This window comes from Halomonas rhizosphaerae (genome assembly GCF_030012485.1).
Classification (GTDB): Bacteria; Pseudomonadota; Gammaproteobacteria; order Pseudomonadales; family Halomonadaceae; genus Halomonas; species Halomonas rhizosphaerae.
Window position 1 is genome coordinate 297,004 of sequence record NZ_JASCQQ010000039.1, and the last position, 14,060, is coordinate 311,063.

The window sequence follows — 14,060 nt, forward strand, 5'->3', positions numbered from 1 at the left end:
GCGCGTGAGGGCCTGACCAGCACCGCGGCGTCGGTGCAAAGCGACGGCCCCTTGCGCCTGACGGCCAGCGGATGGACGTCGGACATTCCGCCCAGCGCGGCTGCCCGGGAACTGCTCGATAACCTGGCCCCGCTGGCGATGCATCCCGGCCGGCTGGCCCTGGCCCAGCTCGGCCAGAGCCTGGATGGCCGCATTGCCACCGAGAGCGGTCATTCCCATTACATCAACGGCCTCGAGAGCCGGATGCACCTGCACCGGCTGAGGGCGCTGGTAGATGCCGTGGTGATCGGTGCCGGCACCGCCTGCGAGGACGACCCCCTGCTCACGGTGCGCCATGTCAGCGGGCGCCAACCGGTGCGGGTGATCCTCGACCCTCGGGGCCGAGTGCCAACGACGCTCCGCCTGCTGCGCGAGGCCCCGGCACCGACCCTCCACCTGGTCGGCGAGCAGGTCAATATCGCCCCGCCGGCGGCCGATCACGTCACCCGCCTGCGGCTGCCGCTGGGCACCGACGGCTTCGACCCCGCGGCGGTGCTCGAGGCGCTTGCCGCACGGGGGCTCAAGCGCGTGCTGGTCGAGGGCGGCGGCATCACGGTGTCGAGGTTCCTGGAGGCCGGTGTACTCGATCGCCTGCACCTGCTGGTGGCACCGCTGCTGATCGGTTCCGGCCGGCCGGGCCTCGCCATGACGCCGATTGCCACCCTGGACCAGGCGCGTCGCCCCGTCGCCCGGACCTTCCGCTGCGGTGACGACACCCTCTTCGACCTGGACCTCACCCTGACCCGGCCCTGACCCCTCGGGGCCCGCGTCCGATGGTGCAGCAGTCACGCCCGGCAGAAACAGCGCGCCAGGCAGGCTCGCCAGCAACACCAGCAGACCATAGGCCATCGACACCGCCACCCCCTCGGCCGGCGGCAAGCCGGCCAGCCCCCAGACCAGCGCCGCCGCACCCTCGCGCAGACCCCAGCCCGCCAGTGAAAGCGGGATCAGCATCGCCATCAGAACCGGGGGCACCAACGCCAGCAGGGTACCCAGGGAGAGCGTGACCCCGATCGCCCGGGCCGCGCAGAAGAACACCAGAGCATAGCTCAAGACCACCAGCAGGGATCCGGCGAGCTGTCGTGGCCAGACCGAGGAGGCCAGCAGGCTGCGACGCAGGTCTCCCCCCAGCCCGGCCAGAGCCACCGGCGGCTGACGCAGCAGACGGCGCGCCATCGGCACACCCATCGCGACCAGCAGCGCAGCGACGACAGGCCAGCCCGGCGAGGATAGCTTCGCCAGCGCCTCGCCGAGCAGCCCCTGCCACATCGGCGACATGGCCACGACCAGCAGTGTCAGCAGCAGCAGGGCCAACTGGCCGGAGGCGCGTTCGATGATCACCGCCCGCCAGGCGCTGCCCCCCCGACCGCTGGCCCGGGCGTGTCGCCAGGCCCGGGCGGCATCCCCCGCCACCCCGCCGGGCAGCACCTGGTTGAGGAACATCGCCAGGTAGTATTCCCGCAGCGCACGCCGCCAGCCCAGCGACAGACCGAGACGACACGCGGTCAGCCGCCAGCGCCAGGCGGAGAGCAGCATCTGCGGCAGGGTCAGGGCCAAGGCCAGCAGGATCCAGCCCGGCGCCAGGGGACCGACCGCATCGAGCACTGCCCCCGGCTCGAGCCAGACCCAGAGCCCGCCCAGCAGCAGCAGGCTGGCCAGTGGCCGCCACAGGCGCGAGGCTCGGACCAGGCGCAGGGTCACGTTCGCTCCACCGACGGCGTCGGCCAGGCGAAGAGATCACGATGCCCCACCGTCACCCCCAGTTCCCCGGCGAGGATGGCCGCCAGGCGGCGATCTCGCCAGGCGCCGAGGCGAGTCGCCTGGGACGGGGTCTGCTCGATGGCCGCATCGTGCCAGCCGCTGACCAGCGCCTCGGCTAGAGATCGCTGCGTGGCGTCCCCCGCCACCAGGTGCCAGGGCGTGGCGGCGCTCTCCACCCGGAAACCGGCGCCGGCCAGGGTGCTGGCCAGCACCGCGGGCGCCTCGCCGCCCAGCGCGGGCCCCAGGCCCTTGTCGCGATACTGATGGGCCTGGAAGAGGGTCCGCACGGCGATGTCCTCGCCGTCTTCGACGCGCGCTCCCTGGCGGTCCAGGAAGGCCCAGTCGCCGTCCACGCTGAGGGTGAGCAGCAGCGCCTGGCCATGGGCCGCACAGGCGGCCACCAGCGACGCCACCCAGGACCGGGGCATCAGGTCGAACAGGGCCGAGGCGACCACCAGGTCAGCACCGGCGAGCAGCTCCCGATCGACCGGGGACAGGCCGCGGCAAGAGGTCTCCAGGGCGACCGGGGTACCCGCACTGTCGCGCAGCCGGGCTCCAAGCCGGAGGGCATGGGTCAGCAGCTGGGCATCATGATCGACCAGTCGCCAGCGCTGGGGACCAGGCAGGCGTGAGGCCAGGAAGCGCAGGTTGCTGCCGCTGCCGCTACCCAGATCAACGATGCCATGGGGGCCGGCACGCGCGTTCAGCCATTCCATGGCCAGCCCGGTCAGACGATGGCTGCGCGATCGGGCATCCAGCCCCTCACGCAGCGCGAGCCACTCCGCCGAGAACACATCATGGGAGGTGGAAACACTCATGACGGCAGCCCTCGCCCGGGGCGACCCACGGCGCCTATCGGCGCCTCGGGGATGGCGTCCAGGGCGGCCATGAAGCGTTGCCCCGCCTGTTGCCAGTCAGCCAGCCCCTTCCTGGCCTGACAGGCACCGCGACGCAGGCGACGCCTGACCTCGGCATCGTCCATCCAGCGCGACAGCGCCGCACGCAGGGCGCTGATATCGCCGGGTGGCACGGCGATGCCCGCCTCGGGCGGCAGGGTATCGGCCAGGGCGCCGCCGGTGGTGGTGATCACCGGCAGCCCCCGGGCCAGCGCCTCGGTCACGACCATGCCGTAGCCCTCGTAGAAGGAGGGCAACACGAAGAGATCGGCCTGGCGGTAGGCCGCGGCCAGGCCATGGGCATCCCGCTCGCCGGCGAAGCACAGCCGTTCGGCAAGGCCAAGGCGTTGCGCCTCGGCCAACAGGGAGGCGGCGTGCTCGGGGTCACGCCGGTGACTGCCGACGATCTCGCAGACCCAGGGGCGGTCGGTGAGGCCGGCCAGCGCCTCGACCAGCAGGCCGAGCCCCTTGCGGGGCGTCAGGGTCGCCACGCAGAGCAGCCGCCGGGGACGCATCGCATCCTCATGGTCCAGGGCTCCGCTGGCCAGGGAGGCCTTGTCGACGCCGGGTTCGGCCACCCGGAGTCGGCCGTCGGGGACGCCGTAATCCCGCAGGGCACGTGCGGTGTGGTGGCTGGTGACAACCACCCGGCGGGCCGCGGCCAGCGCCCGTGCCTCGCTGTCGCGAAACGCCCTCTGCTGGGCGGGGTCGAGTCCAGTCTCGTCGGCCAGGGGGTGATGGACGAGGGCGATGATCCGCAGACGCTCGGCATGCCGCTCGACCTCTTCGGGCAGTCCGCCCATGGCCAGGCCATCGATGACCACGCGGGCATTGTCGGGCAGCCTCGCCAGGACCTGTACCAGGCTGTGGCGTGCCCGCCGATCGGCCAGCGGGAAACGCCCCTCGAGCCCCACCACCTCGACCCGCCACGCCTGGCTGCGCAGTTCCGCCACCATGCGGGCATCGTAGATATAGCCTCCGGTCCACTGGTCGGGATCACCGGCGACGATCAGGGTCAGCTCGGGCATCGCGTCCCGAGACATCAAAGCTCGCCCTCATAGCTGGCCCAGGCGACATGCGATTCATGCAGGGTTACGCAGAGGGACTCGAGCCCCATGGCGGCCTCGCCGAGGTGACCGAGCTGTATGGCCGTGGCGAGTCGCTCGAAGACCACCCGTGCCATGAACTCGGTGGTGGTGTTACGGCCCTGAAACTCCTCCACCTCGTCGAGGTTCTGAAAATTGAACTCGGCGAGCACCCTCTTGAGGGCCTCGCCGGCCAGGCCGATGTCGACGACCAGGCCGTCGTCATCGAGTTCGCGGCGCTGGAAGGTCACGTCGACCACATAGGTGGCACCGTGCGTGCGCTGGGCGGGGCCGAAGACGTCGCCGCGGAAGCTGTGGGCGATCATGAAATGGTCACGAACGTTCAAGCGGTACATGAGGCAAGATCCTCGTATCCAGGAAAGGGGCTAGTAGCGGATTCGGTGGCAGAGCACCTCGCCCGAGGCGGCGGCGAGCCGAGGCATCAGGAGGGGCAACTCGTGGAAATCGCTCTCGCCGCTGATCAAGACGTCGAGGCAGGGAGCGCGCAGGAGGTCCAGGGCCAGCGCGAGGCGGCGGCGATGGTCCCAACGCGGAGTGCGTTCGACGGGCAGGCGGCCGACCTGGCTCGCGACCAGGCGCAGTCGCCGGGAGTGGAAGGCCTCGCCCAGGGGCAGGCTCGCTTCGCGGTCACCGTACCAGCTCATCTCGACCACCCGGGCCTCGTCGCCGGCCAGGGTCAAGCCAAGACGCAGCCCATCGGGATTGCCGCTGGCGTTGACCACCAGGTCATTGTCGGCGGGCGCCTGATCGGCCAGGCAGAAATCGACGCCCAGGGCGTCGGCGAGTTCGGCCCGCCGCGGCGACACGTCCACCAGGCACACCCGGGTACCGGGAATCGCCGCGCAGAGCCAGGCCACCAGGGCCCCGATCACACCGGCGCCGACCACGGTGATACGGTCTCCCACGCCGGGAGCGGCGTCCCAGACCCCGTTGATGGCCGTCTCCATGTTGGCCGCCAGCACGGCCCGCGCTGCCGGCAGGCCTTCCGGTAACGGCGCCACGGCGTCCATCGGCACCACATAGCGGTCCTGGTGCGGGTACAGGCAGAACACCTCTCGTCCGAGCAGCAAGGGCTCACCGGCCTCGACGACGCCGACGCTGACATAGCCATACTTGACCGGCCCGGGGAAGTCACCCTGTTGGAAGGGGGCACGCATGCGTTGCCACTCGCTTTCCGGCACCCTGCCCTCGAAGACCAGCGATTCGGTACCGCGACTGATGCCGCTGAAGAGGGCTCGAACGGCCACCTCGCCGGGGCCAGGCATGGACACCTGTTCCTGTCGCAGGGCTCCCTGGCCCGGTGCCAGGGTCCAGAAGGCGGTAGCGCTAGCATGTCGCATGGCAACATCCGTAGTGGGGACGTCAGGGGTATGAACAGACGCTAACGAAGCCGTGAGCGACATCGATGCAACCGGCCCAGTCGTACAACACTGTTGGCTGCACGCCTATTCTTCTACAATAATGATACGCCAATATTGGAATGCACAATGCAATACTGTCAATCGACCCGCGACCATGCCAGGGGGCCGGCCATCCCGATCGTCCGTGACCTTGGCGTCGGCGCCCTGATCCTGCTGGCCGCGACGACACTGCTGTGGTCGTGGGTCGGGGCGAGCTTCCGGGTACCCCTCCTGGCGATGATCACCTACCTGATCATGGCCGGACTCGTCGTGGCCTCGGCGCCCTCCCACTGGCGAAGACTGGGCTGGGCCAATCGCATCACCCTGTGGCGGGGGGCCCTGATTGCTCTGCTGGCCGGCACCCTGGCCGACCCCGACCTGCTGGCCCGAGACGCTGTCCCCCTTGCCGCCCTGGCCCTGCTGGTCCTGCTGCTGGATGGTGTGGATGGCTGGGTCGCGCGCCGCACATCCACGCAGAGCGACTTCGGGGCGCGCTTCGACATGGAACTCGATGCCTTCCTGATCCTGCTGCTGTGCCTGGCATTGCTGTTGCTCGACAAGGCAGGCCCCTGGGTGTTGGCCATCGGCGCCATGCGCTACGCTTTCGTTATCGCCGGACGCAAGCTCTCCTGGCTGACCGCGACCCTGCCGCAGAGTCGTCGCCGCAAGATCGTCTGCGTGTGGCAGGTTGCTGCCTTGATGATCGCCCTGCTGCCCGTCGCCGGCGCCACGACCACGAATTGGCTGGCCGGAAGCGCTCTGGCCGGCCTGATCTGGTCCTTCGGCGTCGATATCCGCTGGCTGTATCGCCATGCCCCGGCAAGGCGGGTGGAGGACTGTCGCGCCAGCAGTCACTCGTGAATCGAAAGGAAACCCTCATGCCTTTGCCCCTCAGTCATATCTCCCCTCCCGCATTGCCCATCGCCACAGGGCTCGTCCTGGCGCTGGGCGCATTCTCGATGCAGCCGGCCAGTGCCGAGCCACGCACCTACGAGATAGATCCAGAGCACTTCTCCATCGGCTTCCTGACCGAACACGTCGGCTACGCGGACACGCTCGGCATGTTCCTGGAAGGCCAGGGCGAATTCGTCTATGACGAGCAGACTCGAGAACTGCACTCCGGGAGAGTCGAGATCGCCACCGACAGCGTCTTCACCAACCACGAGGAGCGTGACAACCACCTGCGCAGCGACGATTTCCTCGACGCTCGCCGCTACTCGACGATCGTCTTCGAGGTGACCGACTTCGAGGCACGCAGTGACAGCGAAGGCACACTGGAAGGCGAACTGACCCTGCTCGGCGAGACCCGCCCCCTGACCCTGGACGTCACGCTCAACAAGGCCGACGTGTACCCCTTCGGCCACGGACAGCACACCCTGGGACTGTCGGCACGCACCACCATCGCCCGCAGCGACTGGGGGATGACCTACGGGGTCGACAACGGCATGGTCGGCGACGAAGTGGAACTGATCCTCGAACTGGAGGCGATCAGGCAATAGCCGATCCCGACAGATAGACGGGCTGGCAAGTCATGACCAGCCTGCTAGACTAACTCACTCGCTTGACGGGGTGCCGGTGAATCCGGCTGAGATAGCGCAGGGGTCTCTCCAGGAATGGACAGCACCCGAGCGCTGGTCCCGTGGAACCTGATCCGGCTCGTACCGGCGTAGGAATCAAGCGGTGAGCCAGTGCCTCTCCGGCAGCCCCATGGCCACCCTCCCCTCGCCCGACTCCGGATCGACACCGCTACCGGAGGCAAGATGGGCTCCCGCTTCAGTGACCTCACCGCCGCCTGCCAGGCCGACTGGCGCGCCTATATCGAACACCCATTCGTGCGCGGCCTGGGCGACGCCACCCTCGACGAGGGCGCCTTTCGCCACTACCTGCAGCAGGACTACCTCTTCCTGATCCACTTCGCCCGGGCCTATGCGCTGGCCGCCTACAAGAGTCGAACCCTGGCCGACCTGCGCCAGGCCCATGAGGGGCTCAAGGCGATCCTCGACGTGGAACTCGGCCTGCACGTGGACTACTGCCGCGACTGGGGCATCGCCGAGGAGGACCTCGCCGCCCTGCCCGAGGCCCGCGCGACACTCGCCTACACCCGCTACGTGCTCGACACCGGCCACCGCGGCGACCTGCTCGACCTGCACGTGGCATTGGCACCTTGCCTGGTGGGCTATGGCGAGATTGCCCGGTGGCTCACAACCCGGCCCTCCACCGTGCGCGGCCAGGCCAATCCCTATGACGCCTGGATCGGCATGTACGAAAGCGACGAGTTCCAGGATGCCATGCACGCCGAGCTTGAGTGGCTCGATGCGCGCCTGGCCGAGGTCACCCCGGGGCGCTTCCAGGAGCTGTCGGAGGTGTTTCGCGACGCCACGCGACTCGAGATCGACTTCTGGCAGATGGGGCTGGACCGCACCGACTGATGGCCTGGTGCCATCGCTGGCCCTATGGAAAGACCCGCGCTGGCTCTGGTCAGGCCAAACGCGGCGGGCAAGATACGTCTTGCCCGGGTAGTTGACCACCACGCTTGACGGGGTGCCGTTGAAGACGGCTGAGATCATGCAGCACCCGAGCATGGATCCCGTTGAACCTGAACTGGCTAGGACCAGCGTAGGGATCAAGCGACACGCCGCCACGGCGCTCCATGCCTGGCGGCCCCTGTCCTCCCCAGCTTGTCCTCCCTGACAACCCCATGAAACCCAAGGGAGAACACCGCATGAGCAAGACCGCCCACTTTCTCGCCGAGACCGCCCGCGTCGACGAGGCCGCTATCCGGCCGTTGCCCGGCTCGCGCAAGCGCTACGTCGAGGGCTCGCGCCCGGACATCCGCGTGCCCTTCCGCGAGATCTCGCTGTCGCCCACCCGCACCTCGGGGGCCGACGAGGAGAACCCTCCGCTGCTGGTCTACGACACCTCCGGCCCCTACACCGACCCGGACGCCGAGATCGACCTGCGCCGCGGCTTGCCCGAGCTGCGTCGCGCCTGGATCGAGCAGCGCGACGATACGGAACGGCTCGACGGCCCCACCTCCGAGTACGGCCGTCGCCGTGCCAACGATCCCACGCTCGCCCCGCTGCGCTTCGACCTGACCCGTACCCCGCGGCGGGCCAAGGAAGGCAGGAACGTCACCCAGCTGCACTATGCGCGCCAGGGCATCATCACCCCGGAGATGGAATTCATCGCCATTCGCGAGAACCAGCGGCGCCAAGCCCTGGGAACCGAGGAAGTCGAGCGCATCCTCGGCCAGCAGCATCCGGGCCAGGGCTTCGGTGCGCGGCTGCCGGAGGAGATCACCTCGGAGTTCGTGCGCCAGGAAGTGGCGGTGGGCCGCGCCATCATCCCCAACAACATCAACCACCCCGAGTCCGAGCCGATGATCATCGGCCGCAACTTCCTGGTGAAGATCAACGGAAACCTAGGCAACTCGGCGGTGACCTCCTCCATCGAGGCGGAGGTCGACAAGATGACCTGGGGCATCCGCTGGGGCGCCGACACCATCATGGACCTCTCCACCGGGCAGAACATCCACGAGACCCGCGAGTGGATCATCCGCAACGCCCCGGTGCCCATCGGCACCGTGCCCATCTACCAGGCGCTGGAGAAGGTCAATGGGGTGGCCGAAGACCTCACCTGGGAGGTATTCCGCGACACCCTGATCGAGCAGGCCGAGCAGGGCGTGGACTACTTCACCATCCACGCCGGGGTGCTGCTGCGCTATGTGCCGCTGACCGCCAAGCGCGTGACCGGTATCGTCTCGCGGGGCGGCTCGATCATGGCCAAGTGGTGCCTGTTCCATCACCGGGAGAGCTTCCTCTACACCCACTTCGAGGAGATCTGCGAGATCTGCAAGCAGTACGATGTCGCCTTCTCGCTGGGTGATGGCCTGCGCCCCGGCTCGGTGGCCGACGCCAACGACGAGGCCCAGATGGCCGAGCTCGAGACCCTCGGCGAGCTGACCCACATCGCCTGGAAGCACGACGTGCAGGTGATGATCGAGGGCCCCGGCCATGTGCCCATGCACCTGGTCAAGGAGAACATGGACAAGCAGCTCGAGGTCTGCGACGAGGCGCCCTTCTACACCCTGGGCCCGCTGGTCACCGACATCGCGCCGGGCTACGACCACATCACCTCGGGCATCGGCGCGGCGATGATCGGCTGGTTCGGCTGCGCCATGCTCTGCTACGTGACCCCCAAGGAGCACCTCGGCCTGCCCAACAAGGACGACGTCAAGACCGGCATCATCACCTACAAGATCGCCGCCCACGCCGCCGACCTCGCCAAGGGCCACCCGGCCGCCCAACGTCGCGACAACGCCCTGTCCAAGGCGCGCTTCGAGTTCCGCTGGGAGGACCAGTTCAACCTCGGCCTCGACCCGGACACGGCCCGCGAGTACCACGACGAGACCCTGCCCAAGGACTCGGCCAAGGTCGCCCACTTCTGCTCCATGTGCGGGCCCAAGTTCTGCTCCATGAAGATCAGCCAGGAGGTGCGTGACTATGCCAGGGATAACGGCCTCGACGGCGACCAGGAAGCCGTCATGAAGGGCATGGAGGAGCAGGCGGAGAAGTTCCGCCGCAAGGGAGGTGAGCTCTACTCGGAGGTCTGACCGCCGACGGCCCCGCCAAGCAGAGCGCCCTCGCCGGTTTCCCGGCGAGGGCGCCTTTCATTTCATGGCATGGCGGTGTGGGGCCGCCGGGAGATCAGAAGCGGAACGTCACCCCGACACTGGCGGCATCGAAGGTGTAGTTCGACTCGTCCAGGTAGCGCATGTAGTCGGCCCCCACGGCGAGGTTGTGCGTCACGTCGAACTCGGCGCCAGCACCGTAGGAGAAGCCACTCTCGTCATCCACGTCAGCATCCACCTCGGTGAAGCCCGCCAGGCCGTAGAGGCGGAATTCCGGAGCGATCGGCAGGATACCCTTGGCATAGGCGCCGGCCAGGTAATCCAGCTCAACGTTGCCATCCGAGCCGCCGGTGCCGAGGTGGCCTTCCAGGGCGAAGTAGTCGTTGAACGCCACACCAGCCCGCAGGCGCAGGCCGGTGCTGTCGAAGTTGCCACGCCCTTCCGGGTCGAGCTCCCAGAACAGGACATCGCCACCGATGTAGGGGGTCGGCTGATAGTTCATCGGGCTGCCCTGGGCATGGGCGGTGGCTCCGGCCAGCAGCAGGGCAGCGGAGACGGTGGAAATCGTGATGGTCTTCATGGTGAGCCTCCCAGTTAGGAAACAGCGTTTCCTTTCGCAGATTTCATTCTGGTACAGCCTCGACCAAAGTGCAACATGTTCCGCAGCGCCCTGCGATGGGAGAGGGAGACGGCAGGACGCGCGCCGTCAGGTCACTGCATCCCGCACTGCAACATGATAGATTCGCCCTGCCCGGGAGCCGTTTGCCAGGCACACCCTGGCCGCATCATCCGCGCCCCCGACATCCCTGAACAGGACGCGCCATGAACGACCCGGTACTGGTAATCAACTGCGGCTCTTCGTCCATCAAGTATGCCCTCGTTCCCGCCTCTCCAGACCATCCTCGCCTGGCCGGCCTGGCCGAGCGCCTGGGCGGCGAGGATGCGCGCCTCACGGGCGTCGACGGCGCCGGACGGGAATTCTCATGCCCCCTGCACGGCGCCGACCACGCCGAGGCCATGACGGCCATCCATGAGCGCCTGGAGGGGCTGCATCCCGTGGCGGTAGGACATCGCATCGTCCACGGCGGCGAGCGCTTCACCCGCGCGACCCGCATCGATGCCGGCGTGAGGCGGGCCATCGAGGCCACCGAGGCCCTAGCGCCGCTGCACAACCCGGCCAACCTGACGGGGGTCAAGACGACGCTTGAGCTGTTCCCCGACCTGCCCCAGGTGGCGGTGTTCGATACGGCCTTCCACCAGACCCTGCCGCCTCGTGCCTACCGCTATGCGCTGCCGGAAGGGCTCTATCGCAACCACGGCATCCGCCGCTACGGCTTCCATGGCAGCAGCCACGCCTATGTGAGTGCCCGGCTCGATGCCCTCGGCGGTCGCCCCCATGGCGGCTGGCTGATCGCCCACCTGGGCAACGGCTGCTCCACCTGCGCGGTCTGGCAGGGACGCAGCGTCGACACCAGCATGGGGCTCACCCCGCTGGAGGGGCTGGTGATGGGCACCCGCAGCGGCGACGTGGACCCGGGCCTGCATGCCCACCTGGCCCGTCAGCTGGGCTGGTCGATCGCGCGTATCGACACCCTGCTCAACAAGGAGAGCGGCCTGCTGGGACTCTCCGGCCTCTCCAACGACATGCGCCGCCTCGAGCAGGCCGCCGCCGAGCATCACGCGGGCGCCGAGCTGGCCATCGAGGTATTCTGCTACCGCATTGCCAAGTCGCTGGCGGCCCTCTCCTGCGGCCTGCCCCGCCTGGATGGCATCGCCTTCACCGGGGGGATCGGCGAGAATGCCAGCGCCGTGCGCGCCCGGGTGATCGAACAGCTGCCCCACTTCGGCCTGCGGCTGGATGCCGTGGCCAACGCCGTCACCTTCGGTGGCCACGAGGGTCGCATCGATCTCGACGCGGGTGGTCCCGAGCTGTGGGTCATCCCCACCGACGAGGAGGGGCGCATTGCCGAAGAAACCCGCCAGCTGCTGCAAGAGAGCCACCATGACGCCACTTGATCACCGTCCCGAACCCCGCAACCTGCTGCTGGTGCCAACCGACAGCGGCGTGGGCCTGACCTCGGCCTGCCTCGGCCTGATCCGCGCCCTGGATACCCTCGGGCTCAAGGCCGGCTTTCTCAAGCCGTTTCGACAGGACGAACTCAACGGCAACGGGCCGGACCGCTCCTGTGCCCTGGCGGCCAGCACCCTGGGCCTGGCGCCTCCGGCACCGCTCCCCCAGGCACGGCTGGAGCGCCTGCTGCGCGAGGACCGCAGCGACGAGCTGATGGAGGAGGCCGTGGAGCGCCATGCCCGGGTCGCCACTCCGGACGCGGGCGAGGCCCCCGAGCTGGTGGTGATCGAGGGACTGGCACCCAGCCAGCACAGCAGCTATGCGACCCGGCTCAACGCCCAGCTGGCCCATGCCCTCAATGCGCGCACCATCCTGGTGGCCGATGGTGACCTGAGCGCCCCCCAGGACCTGGCGGAACGGCTCGACATGCATGCCCAGGCCTTCGATGGCGTCGACTCGCCGCGCACCCTGGGCTGTATCCTGATGCGGCTGCGCCCGCTGCCGGACGGCGATGCTCCCACGCCCCTGGCGGCCCCCGAACTCACCGCCCAGCGTGACGAGCAACTGGTCGACCGCCTGCGCCGCTACCTGCCGGCCCTGGGCGGCGAGCGCTTCCAGCTGATCGGCGCCGTGCCCTGGCATGCGGCCCTCTCGGCACCCCGGGTGCTGGACGTCGCCCGTGCCCTGGAGGCGCGCTTCCTCCACGAGGGCGAGGCCGCCAGCCGCCGCGTGCTGGGCACCAGCCTGTGTGCACGCAGCGCCTCCCACGCCCTGCACGTGTTCCGCCCCGGCCGCCTGCTGGTCACTCCCGGCGACCGCGACGACATCCTGCTCGCCGCGGCACTCTCGACCATGAACGGCGTGCCTCTGGCAGGCATCCTGCTGACCCACGACGAGCTGCCGGATGAAGCCATGATCGAGTTCTGCCGACCGGCACTGCGCAGCGGGCTGCCGGTGATGGCGGTGGACTCCGACAGCTTCGCCACGGCTCAGCGCCTCGATCGCATGACCAACGATATCCCCATCGACGACCCGGAGCGGGCCGAACAAGTGACCCGCTTCGTTGCCGGCCACCTCGACCTGGCGTGGCTGAAGGAGAACCTCAGCCGCGGCTATCCGAGCCGGCTCTCCCCCGCCGCCTTTCGCCACCAGCTGGTCAAGCTGGCCCAGCAGGCCAGCAAGCGCATCGTGCTGCCCGAGGGCAGCGAGCCGCGCACCGTGGAAGCCGCGGTGATCTGTCAGCAGCGCGGCATCGCCCGCTGCGTGCTGCTGGCCAGGCGCGAGGAAGTCGAGGAGGTGGCCCGCCAGCGCGGCATCGAACTGCCCGAGGAGCTCGAGATCCTCGACCCCGCCGGCATCCGAAGGGACTACGTGGGGCCGATGGTCGAACGACGCCCCGACAAGCTCAACGCGCTGACGGCCGCAGACCAGCTCCAGGACAACGTGGTGCTCGGCACCATGATGCTGGCCGTGGACGAGGTGGATGGCCTCGTCTCCGGGGCGATCCACACCACCGCCAACACCGTGCGCCCGGCCTTCCAGCTGATCCGGACGGCGGCCGGCTATCGGCAGGTGTCGTCGATCTTCTTCATGCTGCTGCCCGAGCAGGTGGTGGTCTATGGCGACTGCGCCGTGAACCCCGACCCGGACGCCGAGGCCCTGGCCGAGATCGCCATCCAGAGCGCCCGCTCAGCCGCGGCCTTCGGCATCGAGCCCCGGGTGGCCATGATCAGCTACTCCACCGGCGAGTCCGGCAGCGGCGCCGACGTGGAGAAGGTGCGCCAGGCCACCCGCATTGCCCGGGAACGCGAGCCCTCCCTGTGCATCGACGGCCCGCTGCAGTATGACGCCGCCGCCATCGAGAGCGTCGGCCGCCAGAAGGCGCCCGACTCCCCGGTGGCGGGTCGCGCCACCGTCTTCGTCTTCCCCGACCTCAACACCGGCAACACCACCTACAAGGCGGTCCAGCGCAGCGCCGGGGTGGTCAGCGTCGGCCCCATGCTGCAGGGCCTCAACAAGCCGGTGAACGACCTCTCCCGTGGCGCCCTGGTCGACGATATCGTCTATACCATCGCCCTGACCGCCATCCAGGCCGCCCAGGGGACACCCGTGACAGAACACCTAGAACAACAACCGGCACCCCGCTAGAGGCTTCTT

At 68.8% G+C, this 14,060-nt stretch carries 12 protein-coding genes, 1 pseudogene and 2 riboswitches; of the genes and pseudogenes, 7 read left to right on the forward strand and 6 right to left on the reverse strand.

Annotation, left to right across the window (positions count from 1 at the left end; genetic code table 11):
* Positions 1 to 138: 138 nt before the first annotated feature.
* Positions 139 to 792 (forward strand): RibD family protein, encoded by a 654-nt coding sequence (locus QLQ86_RS19955; RefSeq protein WP_282818206.1) that lies wholly within the window; start codon positions 139 to 141, stop codon positions 790 to 792.
* Between the two features lie 72 nt (positions 793 to 864).
* Here the strand turns inward: QLQ86_RS19955 and QLQ86_RS19960 are convergent.
* The 5 genes and pseudogenes from QLQ86_RS19960 to QLQ86_RS19980 all read right to left on the reverse strand — a co-directional run.
* A pseudogene (locus QLQ86_RS19960) lies at positions 865 to 1,740 on the reverse strand (lysylphosphatidylglycerol synthase transmembrane domain-containing protein); the annotation flags it as partial.
* Positions 1,737 to 2,618: a class I SAM-dependent methyltransferase gene (locus QLQ86_RS19965; RefSeq protein ID WP_282818176.1), complete on the reverse strand. Its 882-nt coding sequence runs from the start codon at positions 2,616 to 2,618 to the stop codon at positions 1,737 to 1,739. The pseudogene QLQ86_RS19960 and the gene QLQ86_RS19965, both read right to left, overlap by 4 nt.
* Positions 2,615 to 3,739: a glycosyltransferase family 4 protein gene (locus QLQ86_RS19970; RefSeq protein WP_282818177.1), complete on the reverse strand. Its 1,125-nt coding sequence runs from the start codon at positions 3,737 to 3,739 to the stop codon at positions 2,615 to 2,617. Before QLQ86_RS19970 ends, QLQ86_RS19965 begins: the two co-directional genes overlap by 4 nt.
* Positions 3,739 to 4,137 carry a 6-pyruvoyl trahydropterin synthase family protein gene (locus tag QLQ86_RS19975; protein WP_282735608.1) on the reverse strand — a complete coding sequence of 133 codons (399 nt, stop codon included), beginning with the start codon at positions 4,135 to 4,137 and terminating at the stop codon, positions 3,739 to 3,741. Before QLQ86_RS19975 ends, QLQ86_RS19970 begins: the two co-directional genes overlap by 1 nt.
* A 30-nt stretch (positions 4,138 to 4,167) precedes the next feature.
* On the reverse strand, positions 4,168 to 5,142 hold the full coding sequence (locus tag QLQ86_RS19980) for a zinc-dependent alcohol dehydrogenase (protein ID WP_282818178.1): 975 nt from the start codon (positions 5,140 to 5,142) through the stop codon (positions 4,168 to 4,170).
* A 147-nt stretch (positions 5,143 to 5,289) separates the two neighbouring features.
* Here QLQ86_RS19980 and QLQ86_RS19985 point away from each other — a divergent pair, with 147 nt between their 5' ends.
* The 4 genes from QLQ86_RS19985 (at position 5,290) to thiC (ending at position 9,814) form a co-directional block, all read left to right on the forward strand.
* Positions 5,290 to 6,063, forward strand: coding sequence for a CDP-alcohol phosphatidyltransferase family protein (locus QLQ86_RS19985; protein ID WP_282818179.1), 774 nt, complete (start codon positions 5,290 to 5,292; stop codon positions 6,061 to 6,063).
* A gap of 17 nt (positions 6,064 to 6,080) precedes the next feature.
* Positions 6,081 to 6,701, forward strand: coding sequence for a YceI family protein (locus QLQ86_RS19990; RefSeq protein WP_282818180.1), 621 nt, complete (start codon positions 6,081 to 6,083; stop codon positions 6,699 to 6,701).
* Between the two features lie 56 nt (positions 6,702 to 6,757).
* Positions 6,758 to 6,892: riboswitch (TPP riboswitch) on the forward strand.
* 70 nt (positions 6,893 to 6,962) lie between these two features.
* Positions 6,963 to 7,631 (forward strand): thiaminase II, encoded by a 669-nt coding sequence (gene tenA, locus QLQ86_RS19995; RefSeq protein ID WP_282818181.1) that lies wholly within the window; start codon positions 6,963 to 6,965, stop codon positions 7,629 to 7,631.
* 98 nt (positions 7,632 to 7,729) lie between these two features.
* A riboswitch (TPP riboswitch) is annotated at positions 7,730 to 7,842 on the forward strand.
* An 82-nt stretch (positions 7,843 to 7,924) separates the two neighbouring features.
* Entirely contained in the window at positions 7,925 to 9,814 is a 1,890-nt protein-coding gene (gene thiC, locus QLQ86_RS20000) for a phosphomethylpyrimidine synthase ThiC (RefSeq protein ID WP_282818182.1), read from the forward strand.
* A 94-nt stretch (positions 9,815 to 9,908) separates the two neighbouring features.
* Here the strand turns inward: thiC and QLQ86_RS20005 are convergent, their stop codons facing one another.
* Entirely contained in the window at positions 9,909 to 10,412 is a 504-nt protein-coding gene (locus QLQ86_RS20005) for a porin family protein (RefSeq protein ID WP_282818183.1), read from the reverse strand.
* A 242-nt stretch (positions 10,413 to 10,654) separates the two neighbouring features.
* Between QLQ86_RS20005 and QLQ86_RS20010 the strand changes: the two genes are divergently transcribed.
* Together QLQ86_RS20010 and pta are read left to right on the forward strand one after the other, a co-directional pair.
* Positions 10,655 to 11,848, forward strand: a complete 1,194-nt coding sequence (locus QLQ86_RS20010; RefSeq protein ID WP_282818184.1) for an acetate/propionate family kinase — start codon at positions 10,655 to 10,657, stop codon at positions 11,846 to 11,848.
* A complete protein-coding gene (gene pta / locus QLQ86_RS20015) occupies positions 11,835 to 14,051 on the forward strand; it encodes a phosphate acetyltransferase (RefSeq protein WP_282818185.1) in 2,217 nt (738 codons plus the stop codon). The genes QLQ86_RS20010 and pta overlap by 14 nt, the downstream gene beginning before the upstream one ends.
* The last annotated feature ends 9 nt before the right edge of the window (positions 14,052 to 14,060 follow it).